The organism is Mycobacterium helveticum (assembly GCF_007714205.1).
Taxonomy (GTDB): Bacteria; Actinomycetota; Actinomycetes; order Mycobacteriales; family Mycobacteriaceae; genus Mycobacterium; species Mycobacterium helveticum.
The window spans coordinates 1-15286 of sequence record NZ_VMQU01000125.1 but is presented as its reverse complement, the minus strand read 5'-3'; the positions used below and the strand labels follow the sequence as shown (position 1 = coordinate 15286).

13 protein-coding genes are annotated in these 15286 nt (G+C 70.1%); 7 read left to right on the top strand and 6 right to left on the bottom strand.

What is annotated here, in order from left to right:
- Positions 1 to 1902 (top strand): acyltransferase domain-containing protein (locus tag FPZ47_RS22265; protein WP_145039596.1); only part of this gene is annotated, 1902 nt, incomplete at its 5' end.
- 154 nt (positions 1903 to 2056) lie between these two features.
- Positions 2057 to 3127 carry a type III polyketide synthase gene (locus FPZ47_RS22260; RefSeq protein WP_144951506.1) on the top strand — a complete coding sequence of 357 codons (1071 nt, stop codon included), beginning with the start codon at positions 2057 to 2059 and terminating at the stop codon, positions 3125 to 3127.
- A 34-nt stretch (positions 3128 to 3161) separates the two neighbouring features.
- Here the strand turns inward: FPZ47_RS22260 and FPZ47_RS22255 are convergent, their stop codons facing one another.
- Together FPZ47_RS22255 and FPZ47_RS22250 are read right to left on the bottom strand one after the other, a co-directional pair.
- A complete protein-coding gene (locus FPZ47_RS22255; protein ID WP_144951507.1) occupies positions 3162 to 4943 on the bottom strand; it encodes an ABC-F family ATP-binding cassette domain-containing protein in 1782 nt (593 codons plus the stop codon).
- A 66-nt stretch (positions 4944 to 5009) separates the two neighbouring features.
- On the bottom strand, positions 5010 to 5753 hold the full coding sequence (locus FPZ47_RS22250) for a PAS and ANTAR domain-containing protein (protein ID WP_144951509.1): 744 nt from the start codon (positions 5751 to 5753) through the stop codon (positions 5010 to 5012).
- Between the two features lie 183 nt (positions 5754 to 5936).
- On the opposite strand from FPZ47_RS22250, the gene FPZ47_RS22245 reads away from it, so the two are divergent.
- On the top strand, positions 5937 to 8918 hold the full coding sequence (locus FPZ47_RS22245; RefSeq protein ID WP_144951511.1) for an acyl-CoA synthetase: 2982 nt from the start codon (positions 5937 to 5939) through the stop codon (positions 8916 to 8918).
- A complete protein-coding gene (locus FPZ47_RS22240) occupies positions 8918 to 9148 on the top strand; it encodes a Trm112 family protein (RefSeq protein ID WP_144951513.1) in 231 nt (76 codons plus the stop codon). The genes FPZ47_RS22245 and FPZ47_RS22240 overlap by 1 nt, the downstream gene beginning before the upstream one ends.
- On the opposite strand, the gene FPZ47_RS22235 is transcribed toward FPZ47_RS22240, so the two are convergent.
- The 4 genes from FPZ47_RS22235 to FPZ47_RS22220 form a co-directional block, all read right to left on the bottom strand.
- Positions 9114 to 9734 (bottom strand): TetR/AcrR family transcriptional regulator, encoded by a 621-nt coding sequence (locus tag FPZ47_RS22235; protein ID WP_144951515.1) that lies wholly within the window; start codon positions 9732 to 9734, stop codon positions 9114 to 9116. The two genes, FPZ47_RS22240 and FPZ47_RS22235, sit on opposite strands and share 35 nt — an antisense overlap.
- A 55-nt stretch (positions 9735 to 9789) precedes the next feature.
- Positions 9790 to 10608 (bottom strand): ABC transporter permease, encoded by an 819-nt coding sequence (locus FPZ47_RS22230; protein ID WP_210419964.1) that lies wholly within the window; start codon positions 10606 to 10608, stop codon positions 9790 to 9792.
- The gene (locus FPZ47_RS22225) at positions 10542 to 11306 is read right to left on the bottom strand and encodes an ABC transporter ATP-binding protein (protein ID WP_144951517.1); all 765 of its coding nucleotides are present in this window, start codon (positions 11304 to 11306) and stop codon (positions 10542 to 10544) included. The genes FPZ47_RS22230 and FPZ47_RS22225 overlap by 67 nt, the downstream gene beginning before the upstream one ends.
- A 102-nt stretch (positions 11307 to 11408) precedes the next feature.
- A complete protein-coding gene (locus FPZ47_RS22220; RefSeq protein WP_144951519.1) occupies positions 11409 to 12680 on the bottom strand; it encodes an ammonium transporter in 1272 nt (423 codons plus the stop codon).
- 81 nt (positions 12681 to 12761) lie between these two features.
- On the opposite strand from FPZ47_RS22220, the gene FPZ47_RS22215 reads away from it, so the two are divergent.
- The 3 genes from FPZ47_RS22215 (at position 12762) to FPZ47_RS22205 (ending at position 15129) form a co-directional block, all read left to right on the top strand.
- The gene (locus tag FPZ47_RS22215; protein ID WP_144951521.1) at positions 12762 to 13376 is read left to right on the top strand and encodes a DNA-3-methyladenine glycosylase; all 615 of its coding nucleotides are present in this window, start codon (positions 12762 to 12764) and stop codon (positions 13374 to 13376) included.
- A 19-nt stretch (positions 13377 to 13395) separates the two neighbouring features.
- On the top strand, positions 13396 to 14667 hold the full coding sequence (gene tyrS / locus FPZ47_RS22210) for a tyrosine--tRNA ligase (protein WP_144951523.1): 1272 nt from the start codon (positions 13396 to 13398) through the stop codon (positions 14665 to 14667).
- Between the two features lie 99 nt (positions 14668 to 14766).
- Positions 14767 to 15129, top strand: coding sequence for a DUF732 domain-containing protein (locus tag FPZ47_RS22205; protein WP_144951525.1), 363 nt, complete (start codon positions 14767 to 14769; stop codon positions 15127 to 15129).
- Positions 15130 to 15286: the final 157 nt, after the last annotated feature.

Sequence of the window (15286 nt, the reverse complement as noted above, 5' to 3'; positions counted from 1 at the left end):
GGCGGGACGAACGCGCACGTGATCGTCGAGCAGGGACCCCCGACCCCGGAAAGCCCCGTGGCCCACCGTGTCGATGCGGCCGTGCCGTGGGTGTTGTCGGCGCGCTCGGCCGCGGCGCTGGCCAACCAGGCGAGGCGGTTGCTGACGCACGTGTCCGCCGACGCGGGGCTCCGGGTCTGCGACGTGGCGTGGTCGTTGGTCGCCACGCGTTCGGTCTTCGAGCACCGGGCGGTGCTGGTGGGTTCGGATCGCGAGCAGTTGACCGCCGGTCTGGCGGATCTGGCTGCCGGCGAGCCGGCCGCCGGCGTCATCGCGGGGCGGGCGCGGCCGGTGGGCACGACGGCGTTCGTCTTTCCGGGACAGGGCGCGCAGTGGTTGACGATGGGCCGTGGGCTTTACCGACGGTTTACGGTGTTCGCCAAGGCGTTTGACGACGCCGCCCAGGTGTTGGATGCCCGGATGCGGGTGCCGCTGAAGCGGGTGATGTGGGGGGACGAACCGGACCTGTTGCGCAACACGGAGTTTGCTCAGCCGGCGCTGTTCGCCGTCGAGGTGGCCCTGGCGGCGTTGTGGCAGTCGTGGGGTGTGGTGCCCGACCTGGTGATGGGGCATTCGGTGGGCGAGATCGCCGCGGCGTATGTCGCCGGCGCGCTGTCGCTTCGGGACGCCGCCGAGATCGTGGCGGCGCGGGGCCGGTTGATGGCGGCGCTTCCCAACGGCGGGGTGATGGTCGCGGTGGAGGCGGGGGAGTCCGAGTTGACCCCCGTACTCGTCGACGGCGTGAGCATCGCTGCGGTCAACGGTCCGGCCTCGGTGGTGCTCTCCGGTGCCGCGGATGCGGTGGACGCGGTGGCGGACCGGTTGGCCCGGGGTGGCCGCCGGGTGCGCCGACTGGCTGTGTCGCACGCGTTTCATTCGGCCTTGATGGAGCCGATGATCGGCGACTTCGGTGCGGTAGTGGCCGGCGTGACGCCCGCCGAGCCACGAATTAGTTTGATATCCAACGTGACTGGCCGACTGGCCGGTCCTGGGTATGGCTCGCCGGAGTATTGGGTGGAGCATGTGCGTCGCCCGGTGCGTTTCGTCGACGGCGTCCGGTTGGCCGAGTCGCTGGGGGTCGGCGTCTTCGTGGAGGTCGGCCCCGGGCGTGGTCTGAGCGCTGCGATAGCGCAGACCCTGACGAACGAGCACGCCACCGCGGTGGCGACGATGCCCAAGGGCCGGCCCGAAATCGACTCGTTGTTCGATGCCGCCGGGCGGCTGTTCGCTACCGGCGTAACCGTCGACTGGGCCGGGGTGTTCGCCGACGTCGACGCCCACCCGGTCGAGTTGCCCACGTACGGCTTTGAAAGGCAGCGATTTTGGCTGGGCGAACGAGGGGAGACGCCGCCGCGACCGCCGACCCGGGCCGACGGGCTGCACGGGTTGTCTGCCGGGGATCAGCGGCGCCGGCTCGTGGAACTGGTGTGCGCGAATGCGGCGATCGTTCTGGGTCACCCGACCGGCGAAGGCATCCAGACCGACCGGGCCTTCCAAGACCTGGGATTCGATTCGATGAGCGGGGTCGAACTGCGCAATCGCCTCAGCGGCGACGTCGGGTTGGCTTTGTCCCGCACCCTGATCTTCGACTATCCGACTCCGGCCGCATTGGCCGAGCACCTGCACCAGCGGCTGCGTCACAGCGAGCCCGCGGCATCCGAAGAAGAAAGGATCTGGTCGTTGCTGCGCAAGATCACGATAGGCGAACTGCGCCGCACCGGATTGCTTGACGACCTTCTGCTGCTTGCCGGCGAGCCGGTGGCTTCGGATGCATCCGTCGGCGCTGACGAAATCGACTCGCTGAGCCCCGACGCATTGGTGGCAATGGCACTCGATCCGGACGAACCCGATGACGTTCCCTGACGAAATTCCCGCTGGCAGGGGCGATTACGCGACGAAAACCGTGTCCTAATACGACATGTGTTCAATAGCTTGACTTTGCGGCATTGATAGTTACGCCCTAGAGTTTTCGGTGGCGGGGGGCGTTTTTCGGGCGGGGGCACCGGAGGTAGAGAAATTGAGCGTCATCGCGGGTGTGTTCGGGGTGTTGCCGCCGAACAGGTACAGCCAGAGCGAGATCACCGAGCAGTTCGTCCAGTTCCCCGGGCTCAAAGAGCACGAGGAAATCGTTCGGCGCCTGCACGCCGCGGCGAAGGTCAACGCCCGACACCTCGTCCTGCCGCTGGAAAGGTACGCGTCGCTGACCGACTTCGGCGAAGCGAACGAGATCTTCCTCGAAAACGCCGTCGAATTGGGCTGCCAGGCCCTGCTCGGCGCGCTGGACGAGGCGGGCCTGCAGCCCCAGGACATCGACATGATCGCCACCACGACGGTCACCGGCGTCGCGGTACCGTCGCTGGATGCCCGGATCGCCGGGCGGCTGGGCCTGCGGCCCGACGTGCGCCGGATGCCGCTGTTCGGCCTCGGCTGCGTGGCCGGCGCGGCGGGTGTGGCCCGGCTGCACGACTACCTGCGCGGCGCGCCCGACGACGTCGCGGTCCTGCTTTCGGTGGAGCTGTGCTCGCTGACGTATCCGGCGTGCAAACCCACCGTGTCGGGCCTGGTCGGGAGCGCCCTGTTCAGTGACGGCGCGGCCGCGGTGGTGGCCGTGGGGGAGCGCCGGGCCGAACGCGACAAGCAACTGCGCGCCAGCGGCCCGGACATCGTCGACACGCGCAGCCGCCTGTACCCCGACTCGCTGAACATCATGGGCTGGAACGTCAGTTCGGCCGGTCTCCAACTGGTGCTGTCCCCGGAGCTGACCACACTCATCGACCGCTACCTTGCCGACGACGTCAACGGGTTCCTCGCCACGCACGGGTTGACCAGGGACGACATCGGCGCGTGGGTCACCCATCCCGGCGGCCCCAAGGTCATCAACGCGATCACCGAGAGCCTCGAACTGCCGCCCGAGGCGCTGGAGTTGACGTGGCGCTCGCTGGGGGAGATCGGCAACCTGTCGTCGGCCTCGGTGCTGCACATCCTGCGCGACACCATCGCCAAGCCGCCGCCCAGCGAAAGCCCCGGGCTGATGCTCGCGATGGGGCCGGGATTCTGCGCCGAGATGGTGTTGCTGCGCTGGCACTGACCCGCACGCGCCCACGGGTCCGCCGAACCCGCGGTCACACCGACTGTTCGAGCGTCTCCGACAGCTCCAGCCAGCGGGCTTCGGCCGCGGCGACGTCGTCGTCCAGCCCGCGCAGCTCCCGGGTGAGCCGGGCCAGCCCGACGTGGTCGGACTGGTCGTGTGCGGCGAGTTCGAGGTGCTTGGCCGCGACGCGTTCGGCCAGGCGCGCCAGTTGGCGGTCGAGCGAGGCCAGCTCTTTCTCGACGGCACGCCGCTCGGCCCCGGACATCGCCTGCGGCTCGGCGCGCGCCGGCTCGGCGGGGGCCTCAGCGGTGCGCTGCGCCGCCAGCCGCAGGTACTCGTCGATGCCGCCGGGCAGATGCCGCAGCCGGCCGTCGAGGATTCCGTACTGCTGGTCGGTGACGCGCTCCAGCAGATAGCGGTCGTGCGACACGACGATCAACGTGCCCGCCCAGGAGTCGAGCAGGTCCTCGGTGGCGGTCAGCATGTCGGTGTCGACGTCGTTGGTGGGCTCGTCGAGCAGCAACACGTTCGGCTCGGACAACAACGTGAGCATCAGCTGCAGCCGTCGCCGCTGGCCCCCGGACAGGTCGGCGATCCGCGCGGAGAGCTGGCCGCCGCCGAACCCGAGCCGCTCCAGCAGCTGCGTCGGGGTGACCTCGCGGTCGTCGACCCGGTAGCCGCTGCGCAGCCGGCCCAGCACGTCGGCGATCCGGTCCCCGGCCAGCGGGGTGAGCATCTCGCCCTGCTGGTCGAGCACCGCCAGCCGCACGGTTTTGCCGCGTTTGACGCGCCCGCTGTCGGGCGCGATGGTGCCGGCGATCAACCCCAGCAGTGTCGACTTGCCGGCCCCGTTGGCGCCGACGATGCCGGTGCGCTCACCCGGGCCGATCCGCCATTCGACATCGCGCAGCACCGGGCGGCCCGCGAAGGAAACCGACACGTCGAGCAGGTCGATGACGTCCTTGCCCAGCCGGGCGCTCGCCAGCTTGGCCAGCTCGACGGTGTTGCGCAGCGGTGGCACGTCGGCTATCAGCTGAGTGGCGGCCTCGATGCGGAACTTGGGCTTCGAGGTCCGCGCCTGCGGGCCGCGGCGCAGCCAGGCCAGTTCCTTGCGCATCAGGTTCTGCCGCTTGGCCTCGGCGGTGGCGGTCAGCCGGTCGCGCTCGACGCGCTGCAGCACGTAGGCCGCGTACCCGCCTTCGAAGGGTTCGACGATGCCGTCGTGCACTTCCCATGTCGTCGTCGCGACCTCGTCGAGGAACCAGCGGTCGTGGGTCACCAGCAACAGGCCGCCGGTGTTGCGGGCCCAGCGCTGCCGCAGATGGTCGGCCAGCCAGGTGATGCCTTCGATGTCGAGGTGGTTGGTCGGCTCGTCGAGGGCGATCACGTCCCATTCGCCGACCAGCAGCCGGGCCAGCTGCACGCGGCGTCGCTGCCCCCCGCTGAGGGTGGTTACCCTCGCGTCCCAGCCGATGTCGGACACCAGGCCGCCGACGACGTCGCGCACCCGCGGGTCGCCCGCCCACTGGTGGTCGGCCTGGTCGCCGACCAGGGTCCAGCCCACGGTGTGGTCCGGGTCGAGGGTGTCGGCCTGGCCCACCGCGCCCACCCGCAGCCCGCTGCGCCACGTGACCCGGCCGGAGTCCGGCCGGAGTTGACCGGTCAGCAGGGCGAGCAGGCTGGACTTGCCGTCCCCGTTTCGTCCGACGATGCCGATGCGCGCGCCGTCGTTGACGCCGAGCGTGACCGACTCGAAGACCACTTGAGTCGGATATTCCAGGTGTACGGCCTCGGCCCCCAGCAGGTGCGCCACCGGGTCGACCTTAGTCGGAGGCCGACACCGGGCGCCGACCTCGCGACCGGACCGACGAGCCCCGCGCTAGTCGAGGGTGAGCAGGGCGTGGTCGACGTGGCTTCGGGTGTCCGCCGGCGCTCTGCCGTCCGACACGACGTCGAGGAACCGTGCAGCCAGGTCGCGCAGTTTGACGTTGGCTTCCTGGGAACGCCAGGCCAGGATGTGGAACGCGCGCTCCGCGGAGATGCCGTAGGCGGCCATGAGCACTCCCTTGGCCTGCTCGATCCGCGCCCGGGCGACGGCCACCGACGACATGACGTCGGTGATGGTCGACTGCAGCGACTCGGTGACGTCGACGTAGAACCCGGACATGCCGATGAACTTGCCGTCGTCATCGACCATGCGGTCGCCGGCGACCACGACCCAGTGGGTCCGCCCGGCGGTGTCGATGATGCGGTGCCGACTGCTGAACGGCTCCCCCTTGCGCACGTGTTCGAGCACGGCCGCGACGCGCTCGCGGTCTTCGGGATGCTTGTGTTCCAGCAGCAGTTCGGTGGTGGGCTCGACGCTGCCCGGCTGGTAGCCGTGCATGCGGGCGATCGCGTCCGACCACTCCCAGCGCTCGCCGTCCAGGAAGAAGCGGAACCTGCCCACCTGCTGGGGCTCGCCGGGCCCCAGCACCAGGTCGACCGGGCTGTGCACCTCCTGCGCACCCGTATCCGGGCTCTGCGCGGTGCGCGGCGAACCGTTGGCGCCGCCCGGCCCGTCGTAGCTGCTCACCTGCCCATCCGGGCCGGGGGCAAAACCGTCTTGGAAGTTCACAGTCATCGCGTGTGTCCCTCGCTGTACTCCTGATCGTTTCTGTGAGTTACACATGCCCATTTTGCGAACGGTTCATGCACGGACGCAGCCGGCTCCCGCGACCCCGGCGGCCGGCGAACGGCCTGATCAGGACCGCAAAGGACGCTCGTGTGCCATGATGTCCAGGCTGTCGAGAATCAGGGAGCAGCGGTGGATCTGAACTTGTCGGTGATCACACGACCGGTCGGGCGCCTGGTCGCCACGGCGCAGAACGGGCTGGAGGTGCTGCGCCTCGGGGGTTTGGAGACCGGCAGCGTCCCGTCGCCGTCACAGACCGTCGAGAGCGTGGCGATGTACAAGCTCCGGCGGTATTTTCCCCCGGACAGCCGGCCCGGGCAGGGGCGGGTCGGTCCGCCGGTGCTGATGGTGCATCCGATGATGATGTCGGCCGACATGTGGGACGTCACCCGCGAGGACGGCGCGGTGGGGATCCTGCACGCCAACGGGCTGGACCCCTGGGTCATCGACTTCGGCTCACCCGACAAGGTCGAGGGCGGGATGCGGCGCAACCTGACCGACCACATCGTGGCGCTCAGCCGGGCCATCGACACCGTCCGGGACGCCACCGGCAGCGACGTGCACCTGGTCGGGTATTCGCAGGGCGGCATGTTCTGCTACCAGGCCGCGGCCTACCGGCGTTCGAAGAACATCGCCAGCGTCGTGGCGTTCGGCTCGCCGGTGGACACCCTGGCCGCCCTGCCGATGAACATCCCGCCGAACCTGGGCGCCGCGGCCGCCAATTTCATGGCCGACCATGTCTTCAGCTGGCTGGACATCCCAAGTTGGTTGGCGCGAACGGGATTTCAGATGCTTGACCCGCTCAAGACCGCCAAAGCCCGCCTCGACTTCGTGCGCCAACTGCATGACCGGGAGGCGCTGCTGCCGCGCGAACAGCAGCGCAGATTCCTCGAGTCCGAGGGCTGGATCGCCTGGTCGGGCCCCGCCGTCTCGGAGTTGCTCAAGCAATTCATCGCGCACAACCGGATGATGACCGGCGGTTTCGCGATCAACGGACAGATGGTCACCCTCACCGACATCACCTGCCCGGTGCTGGCGTTCGTCGGCGAAGTCGACGACATCGGCCAGCCCGCGTCGGTGCGCGGCATCCGCCGCGCCGCCCCGAACGCCGAAGTCTACGAATGCATCATCCGCACAGGCCATTTCGGCCTGGTGGTCGGGACCAAAGCGGCCCAGCAGAGCTGGCCGACCGTCGCCGACTGGGTGAAGTGGCTTTCCACCGGCGGCGACAAACCGGACGGCATCGACCTGATGGCCGACCAGCCCGACGAGCACACCGACAGCGGTGTGGCGTTGAGTTCGCGGCTCGCGCACGGCATCGGGGAGGTCTCGGAGGCGGCGCTGGCGATGGCGCGCGGCGCGGCCGGCGCCGTCGTCTCGGCCAACAAATCCGTGCGCACGCTGGCCGTGGAGACGGTCCGCACGTTGCCGCGCCTGGCCCGCCTCGGCCAGATCAACGACCACACCCGGATCTCGCTGGGCCGCATCATCGAGGAGCAGGCGCACGACGCGCCCAAGGGCGAGTTCCTGCTGTTCGACGGGCGCGTGCACACCTACCAGGCGGTGAACCGGCGCATCGACAACGTCGTGCGCGGCCTCATCGACGTCGGGGTGCGCCAAGGCGACCGGGTGGGTGTGCTGATGGAGACGCGGCCCAGCGCACTGGTCGCGATCGCCGCGCTGTCGCGGCTGGGCGCGGTCGCCGTGGTGATGCGCGCCGACGCCGACCTGGCCGCCTCGGCACGCCTCGGGGGCGTGTCGGAGATCCTGACCGACCCCACCAACCTGGAGGCGGCGCTCGCCACCGGGCGCCAGACGACCGGGCAGGTGCTGGTGCTCGGCGGCGGCGAGACCCGCGAGCTGGACCTGCCCGAGGGCGCCGACGTCATCGACATGGAGCGCATCGACCCCGGCGCCGTCGAGTTGCCGGCCTGGTACCGCCCCAACCCGGGGCTGGCCCGCGACCTGGCGTTCATCGCGTTCAACGCCGCCGGCGGCGAGCTGGTGGCCAAGCACATCACCAACTACCGCTGGGCGGTGTCGGCGTTCGGCACCGCGTCCACGGCCGCCCTGGACCGCCGCGACACCGTGTACTGCCTGACGCCGCTGCACCACGAGTCGGCGCTGCTGGTCAGCCTCGGCGGCGCGGTGGTCGGCGGCACCCGCATCGCGTTGTCGCGGGGCCTGGACCCCGAGCGTTTCATCCGGGAGGTGCGCCAGTACGGCGTCACCGTGGTGTCCTACACGTGGGCGATGCTGCGCGAGGTGGTCGACGACCCGGCGTTCGTGCTGCACGGCAACCACCCGGTGCGGCTGTTCATCGGCTCGGGCATGCCGACCGGGCTGTGGACGCGGGTTCTCGACGCGTTCGCCCCCGCCAACGTGGTGGAGTTCTTCGCCACCACCGACGGGCACGCGGTGCTGGCCAACGTGTCCGGCGCCAAGATCGGCAGCAAGGGCCGCCCGCTGCCCGGCGCGGGGCGCATCGAGCTGGGCGCCTACGACACCGAACGCGACCTGATCCTGGAGAACGAGCGCGGCTTCGTGCAGACCGCCGAGGTCAACCAGGTGGGGGTGCTGCTCGCGGCGTCCAACGGGCCGATCGACCCCACCGCGTCGGTCAAGCGGGGGGTGTTCGCCGCCGGCGACACCTGGATCTCCACCGAATACCTGTTCCGTCGCGACGAGGACGGCGACTACTGGCTGCTGGGCCGGCGCGGGTCGGTGGTGCGCACCGCGCGCGGCCTGGTCTACGCCGAACCGGTCACCGACGCGCTGGGCGGCATCAACGGCGTCGACCTGGCGGTCACCTACAACGTGGCGGTCGGGGACCGGCAGGTCGCGGTGTCGGCGGTGACGCTGCTGCCCGGGGCCACCATCACCGCGGCCGACCTGACCGAGGCGGTGGCGAAGATTCCCGTCGGGCTGGGGCCCGACGTCGTGCACGTGGTCCCGGAGCTGACGCTGAGCGCCAGCTTCCGTCCCACCGTCAGCGCCCTGCGCGCGGCCGGCATCCCCAAGGCCGGGCGCCAGGCGTGGTATTTCGACACCGACGGCACCCAGTTCCGCCGGCTGACCCCGGGGGCCCGGTCCGAGATGGGGGGCGCCTCGTGATGATCGACGACACACTGCTGAGCATCCTGGTGTGCCCGGCCGACCGGGGCCCGCTGCTGCTGGTCGCCCGGGACGGCGGGGGGGAGTTGCTCTACAACCCCCGGCTGCGCCGCGCCTACCGCATCGAGGACGGCATCCCGGTGCTGCTGATCGACGAGGCCCGCGACGTCGACGACGACGACGAGCACGCCCGGCTCACGGCGCAAGCCCGTCCGGCAGATCCCCGGTGAGGTAGCGCTGCAGGTTCGGGGCGATCGTGCGCGCGATCTGCTCGGCGGGCAGCGACGCGAACGGCTGCAATTCCAGGATGTAGCGCGCCATCACCACGCCCACCAACTGTGACGCGACGAATTGGACGCGGATGGCGCCGCTGCCCGGCGGATCGTCGACGCGTGGGCCCACCTCCACCGCGATCACGTCCTCGATGAACGTACGGAACAGGTTGACCTCCGAGCCGGCGAGGATCGAACGCAGCACCGCGATGAATCCCGTGCCCAGCTCGGAATCCCACAGCGGCAACAGCATTGACGGCAACTGGTAGCCGATCTCTTCGATCGGCACCTCGCACAGCGGCCCGATGATGTCCATCGGGTCGATCGGGATGTGCACGGCGGCGGCGAACAGCTTTTCCTTGGTGCCGAAGTAGTGATGGACCAGCGCCGAGTCGACGCCCGCTCCCGCGGCGACCGCCCGTATCGACGTATTGCGAATCCCCTTGCTGGCGAAGAGCTCTCGGGCGCTGGCCAGGATGCGGTTGCGGGTGTCGGAGGTCCCGGCCGGGCGCCCCGGCCGCCGCCGGGTCTTGGTATCCGCCACTAGGACCCTCCGTGGCGACCCGCAGCGCCCGGCCTCGCCGCGCTTGCGATCGCCACTAGGGCGTCCGCCGCCGCAGCGTCGCCGCCGCCAGGCACAGCGCGGCGATCGCGAAACCGAGCACGACGACGATGTCGCGCTCCGCGATATAGGTCAGCTCGGAGTGCGCGCCCACCTGCTGCAAGGCCTCCAGCGCATAGCTGGCCGGCAGCACATTGCTGACCCACTGCAGCCAATGCGCCATCAACGCACGGGGCACAATGATGCCCGCGAGCAGGAACTGGGGCACCATCACCAGCGGGATGAACTGCACGGCCTGAAACTCGGTGCGCGCGAACGCGCTACACAGCAGGCCGAGCCCGACGCCCAGCACGGCGTTGACGATCGCGATCACGAACACCCACACCGGGCTGCCGGCGGTGTCGAAGCCGAGGAACCAAAACGACACGATGCACGCCAGAACCGCTTGCACCGCAGCCGCAATCGAGAACGCGGTGCCGTAGGCCATCAGCATGTCGAGCCGGCGCAGGGGAGTGGTCAGGATGCGCTCCAGCGTCCCGGAGGCCCGCTCGCGCTGCATCGTGATCGACGTGATGATGAACATCACGAAGAGCGGGAAGAGGCCTAGCAGGATCAGACAGGCGTTGTTGAACGGCGACGGGGAGCCCGGGCGGTGCGGGGCGTTTTCGAACATGAAGTACATCAGCGTGATGACCAGGATCGGCACCAGCAGGATCAGCGCGACGCTGCGGTGATCGGCTGCCACCTGGCGCAGGATCCGCGTCGTCGTCGCCGCGTAGGCCTTGAGCCCTAACCCGCCTTTTGCTTCGTGCTGCGCTTGATGATGGACAGAAACGCGTCCTCCAGTGACGTGCATCCGGTGTCCTCTCGTAGTCGGGTCGGGGTGGTGTGGGCCACCAGGTGGCCTTCGCGCATCAGCAGCAGGTCGTCGCAGTGGTCGGCCTCGTCCATCACGTGGCTGGAGACCAGCAGGGTGGTCCCGGCGTGTGCCAGTTCGGTGAACTGCTCCCACAGATCGACCCGCAGCACCGGGTCCAGACCGACGGTGGGCTCGTCGAGCACGAGCAGCTCTGGTTGGCAGACCAGCGCGCACGCCAGCGACGCCCGCGTGCGCTGGCCGCCGGAAAGGTTGCCGCAGAAGGCGGTCCGATGGTCGGTGAGGCCGACCCGGTCGATGGCCTCGTTGGCGGCGCGGCTGTCATAGCCGTAGAGCGAGGCGAAGTAGCGGACGTTGTCGACGATGCGCAGGTCGTTGTAGATCGTCGGATCCTGCGGCATGTATCCGACCCGCCGGCGCAGCGCCGGGCTTCCGGCGGGCCGGCCCAGCACCGTGACGGTGCCCGACTTGACGATCTGGGTGCCCACGATGCTGCGCATCAGCGTGGTCTTGCCGCAGCCGGATGGACCGAGCAGGCCCGTGATGGTGCCCTGGGCGATCTGCACCGAAAAGTCATGCAGCGCGGCGCGTTTGCCGCGGATAACGCGCAGATGCTCGATGCTGACCGCGGGGAGATGACCCCTCGCCAATAATTCATCACTCGATGAACTCATCATATGATGAATAATCGTCCTGAGATGAGGGGTTGTCAAGGGCGACGAGAGTGCAGCTACCGACGGGCGCACTCGCGAAACCCGTCGCCAGGCGCACTCTCGCGGTTATGCGGAGCGCGAACCCAGGCCGCGCTGGGGCAGATGCCCGTGCACACCTTCGGCGTAGGCGGTTTCGGCGTGCTGCGTGAGGTCGACGCCGGTGGTCTCGTCTTCCGCGCTCAGCCGGAAGCCCATCACCCGATCGATCAGCGTGGCCAGCACGAACGACACGGCGAACGCGTAGAGCGCGACGACGACGATCGCGAGCGACTGCTTGCCGAGCTGGGTGAAGCCGCCCCCGTAGAACAGGCCCCGCGGGCCCGAGGTCATCACGGCCGTGGCCAGCAGCCCGATCAGGGACACGCCGACGACACCGCCGACGAAGTGCACCCCGACCACGTCGAGCGAATCGTCATAAGAGAAACGGAATTTCGCGCCCACCGCGAACGAGCACACGAAACCGGCGGCGAGTCCGACGACCGCCGCGCCGAGGGTGTCCACGGTACCGCACGACGGGGTGATGGCCACCAGGCCCGCGACCACACCGGACGCCGCGCCGAACGTCGTGGGCCGGCCGTCGCGGAACTGTTCGACCGAGAGCCAGCCGAGCATGCCCAGGCAGCCGGCGACGAGCGTGTTGAGGAAGATCGCCGCGGCGGTGCCGTTGGCGGCCAGCGCCGAACCGGCGTTGAAGCCGAACCAGCCGAACCACAGCAGCCCGACACCGAGCATGACCAGCGGCAGGTTGTGCGGCCGCATGGCGTCCTTCTTGAAGCCGAGGCGGGGCCCCAGCGCCAGCGCCAGCGCCAGGGCCGAGGAACCCGAGACGATCTCGACGACGAGACCGCCCGCGTAGTCGAGTACCCCCAGCTTCGCCAGCCAGCCGCCGGGCCCCCACACCCAGTGGGCGACAACCGAATACACGACGATCGCCCACACCGGGACGAACACCATCCAGGCGGCGAACTTGGCGCGGTCGGCGATCGCTCCGCTGACCAGGGCGGCGGTGACGATCGCGAACGTCAACTGGAACGTGGCAAAGAGCAGCTCGGGCACCGCGCCGTGGACGGTGCCGGGGGTGATGCCCAGCATCCCGGCGTGTCGAAGGTTGCCGACCAGGCCGCCGGCGGTGTCGTCGGAGAACGCGATCGTGTAGCCGACCAGCAGCCACGCCACCGTGACCAGCGGTATGGCGATGAAGCTCATCATGATCATGTTGAGCACCCCGGTCGTGCGGACCATGCCGCCGTAGAAGATGGCCAGGCCCGGGGTCATCAGCAGGACCAGGGCGGTGCTGGCCAGCAGCCACGCGGTGGCGGCGGGGTCGATCGCATGCATGAGGTGGGCTCCTTCTTTCGCCCCTGACGTCCTTAAGACACCGGGATCCTGCCATGGTCGCGGTGCCGGTAGTTTCGACGGGTGGCTGCACGCCGGCTGTTGGTCGACCCGGTCGAGGCCGCGCACCGGGTGCTCGGCGCCACCATCGCCTGCCGGGGCGTGCGCGCCACGGTCGTCGAGGTCGAGGCCTACGGTGGGGTTCCCGACGGGCCCTGGCCGGACGCCGCCGCCCACTCCTACCGCGGCCCCAGCGCCCGCAACGCCGTCATGTTCGGGCCCCCCGGGCGGCTCTACACCTACCGCAGCCATGGAATCCACGTCTGCGCCAACGTCTCGTGCGGGCCCGACGGGACCGCCGCGGCCGTCCTGCTGCGGGCCGCCGTCATCGAGGACGGCCTGCACCTGGCCCGGTCGCGGCGGGGCGAGTCGGTGCGCGAGGCCGCGCTGGCGCGCGGCCCGGGCAATCTGTGTTCGGCCCTGGGAATCACCATGGCCGACAACGGGACCGACGTGTTCGACCCGGACGCCGCGGTGCGGCTGACGCTCAACGGGCCGGCGGACGCCGCCGTCGCGGGCCCGCGCGTGGGGGTCAGCCGGGCGGCCGACCGGCCGTGGCGCCTGTGGCTCGCCGACCGGCCGGAGGTGTCGGCCTACCGCCGCAGCCCGCGGGCGCCGGCGCCGGGCGCCGGCGACTAGCCCGGCGCGCACTGGAAAAATCGACGCCATGATCCTCGACGAACTGGGCTGGCGCGGGCTGATCGCGCAGTCCACCGACCTCGACGCGCTGGCCGCCGAAGCCCGCCGCGGCCCGATGACGGTGTACGCCGGCTTCGACCCGACCGCGCCCAGCCTGCACGCCGGACACCTGGTGCCGCTGCTAGCGCTGCGCCGGTTCCAGCGCGCGGGGCACCGCCCCATCGTGCTGGCCGGCGGCGCGACCGGCATGATCGGCGACCCGCGCGAGGTCGGCGAACGCACCCTCAACGAGGCCGACACCGTCGCGCAGTGGACCGAGCGCATCCGGGGGCAGCTGGAGCGGTTCGTGGACTTCGACGCGTCACAAACCGGCGCCATCGTCGTCAACAACCTGGACTGGACCAGCCGGCTGTCGGCGATCGAGTTCCTGCGCGACCTGGGCAAGCACTTCTCGGTCAACGTGATGCTGGATCGCGACACCATCCGGCGGCGCCTGGAGGGCGAGGGCATCTCCTACACCGAGTTCAGCTACATGCTGTTGCAGGCCAACGACTACGTCGAGTTGCACCGGCGCCACGGCTGCACGCTGCAGATCGGCGGCTCCGACCAGTGGGGCAACATCATCGCCGGGGTCCGACTGGTCCGCCAGACGCTGGGCGCGTCGGTGCACGCGCTGACGGTCCCGCTGGTGACCGCCGCCGACGGCACCAAGTTCGGCAAGTCGACGGGCGGCGGCAGCCTGTGGCTGGACCCGGAGCTGACCACCCCGTACGCGTGGTACCAGTACTTCTTCAACAGCGCCGACGCGGACGTGATCCGCTACCTGCGTTGGTTCACCTTCCTGACCGCCGACGAGCTGGCCGAGCTGGAGCAGGCCACCGCGGAGCGCCCGCAGCAGCGTGTCGCCCAGCGGCGCCTGGCCCGCGAGCTGACCGTCCTGGTGCACGGCGAGGCGGCCACCGAGGCCGTCGAGCACGCCAGCCGGGCGCTGTTCGGCCAGGGTGAGCTCGATCGCCTCGACGAGCCGACGCTGGCGGCGGCGCTGCGGGAGACGTCGGTGGCCGAGCTCGAGCCCGGCGGCCCCGACGGCATCGTCGACCTGCTGGTGGCCAGCGGCCTGTCCGAGAGCAGGAAGGCCGCCCGCCGCACCATCGGCGAGGGCGGCGTGTCGGTCAACAACGTGCGCATCGAGACCGAGGAGTGGGCACCGCAGAGCTCCGACTTCCTGCACGGCCGGTGGCTGGTGCTGCGCCGCGGCAAACGCAACATTGCCGGGGTCGAGAGGGTCTAGTACGCGGCCGGAACGATCCGCGACCGCAAAACGCGTTAGAGCGCAAACCTTTATCTCACCGTGCCGTGGCTGTGATCCGCGTTGGCCAGTGTTGTCACGATGACTTCGGCGACGCGTGCGCAAGCGACTTTCGTGCAGTTCCTGGGAGTGGCCGCGGCGTTGGTCGCCCTGGCCGGCGCGGCGGCGGCGCCCATCCGTGCGGACATGCTGGGCAACGCCTTCCTGTCGGCGCTGACCAACGCCGGCATCGCCTACTCCCAGCCGGCCACCACCCAGGCGCTGGGTCAGTCGGTGTGCCCGTCGCTGTTCTCCCCGGGCGGGTCGTTCGATTCCGTCGTGGCCAGGATGGCCGAGAACACCGGGATGTCCTACGCCAGCGCGGGCAAGTTCGCGATCGTCGCGGTGGCGACGTACTGCCCGGCGATGATGGCGCCGCTGCTGCCGAACCGGCTGCAGTCCTGACGGGCCCGTATCCTCAGCAGCGTGGTCGACGACAGGCAGAAAACCGGCAGGGAGCGACGACCGCGCCCGGCGTCGGGGGCTTGGTCGGGGGCCGGCCGGGCTCGTCCCACCCAGCCCAGGGACGGCCAGCCCAGGGACACCCAGCCCAGGGACACCC

Bases quoted from the DNA above. Each gene is read 5' to 3' on its own strand.
- FPZ47_RS22250 (WP_144951509.1), bottom strand. From the start codon at position 5,753: ATGACTGTGAACTTCCAAGACGGTTTTGCCCCCGGCCCGGATGGGCAG.
- FPZ47_RS22240 (WP_144951513.1), top strand. From the start codon at position 8,918: ATGATCGACGACACACTGCTGAGCATCCTGGTGTGCCCGGCCGACCGG.
- FPZ47_RS22230 (WP_210419964.1), bottom strand. From the start codon at position 10,608: ATGCACGTCACTGGAGGACGCGTTTCTGTCCATCATCAAGCGCAGCAC.
- FPZ47_RS22225 (WP_144951517.1), bottom strand. From the start codon at position 11,306: ATGATGAGTTCATCGAGTGATGAATTATTGGCGAGGGGTCATCTCCCC.
- FPZ47_RS22220 (WP_144951519.1), bottom strand. From the start codon at position 12,680: ATGCATGCGATCGACCCCGCCGCCACCGCGTGGCTGCTGGCCAGCACC.
- FPZ47_RS22205 (WP_144951525.1), top strand. From the start codon at position 14,767: ATGACTTCGGCGACGCGTGCGCAAGCGACTTTCGTGCAGTTCCTGGGA.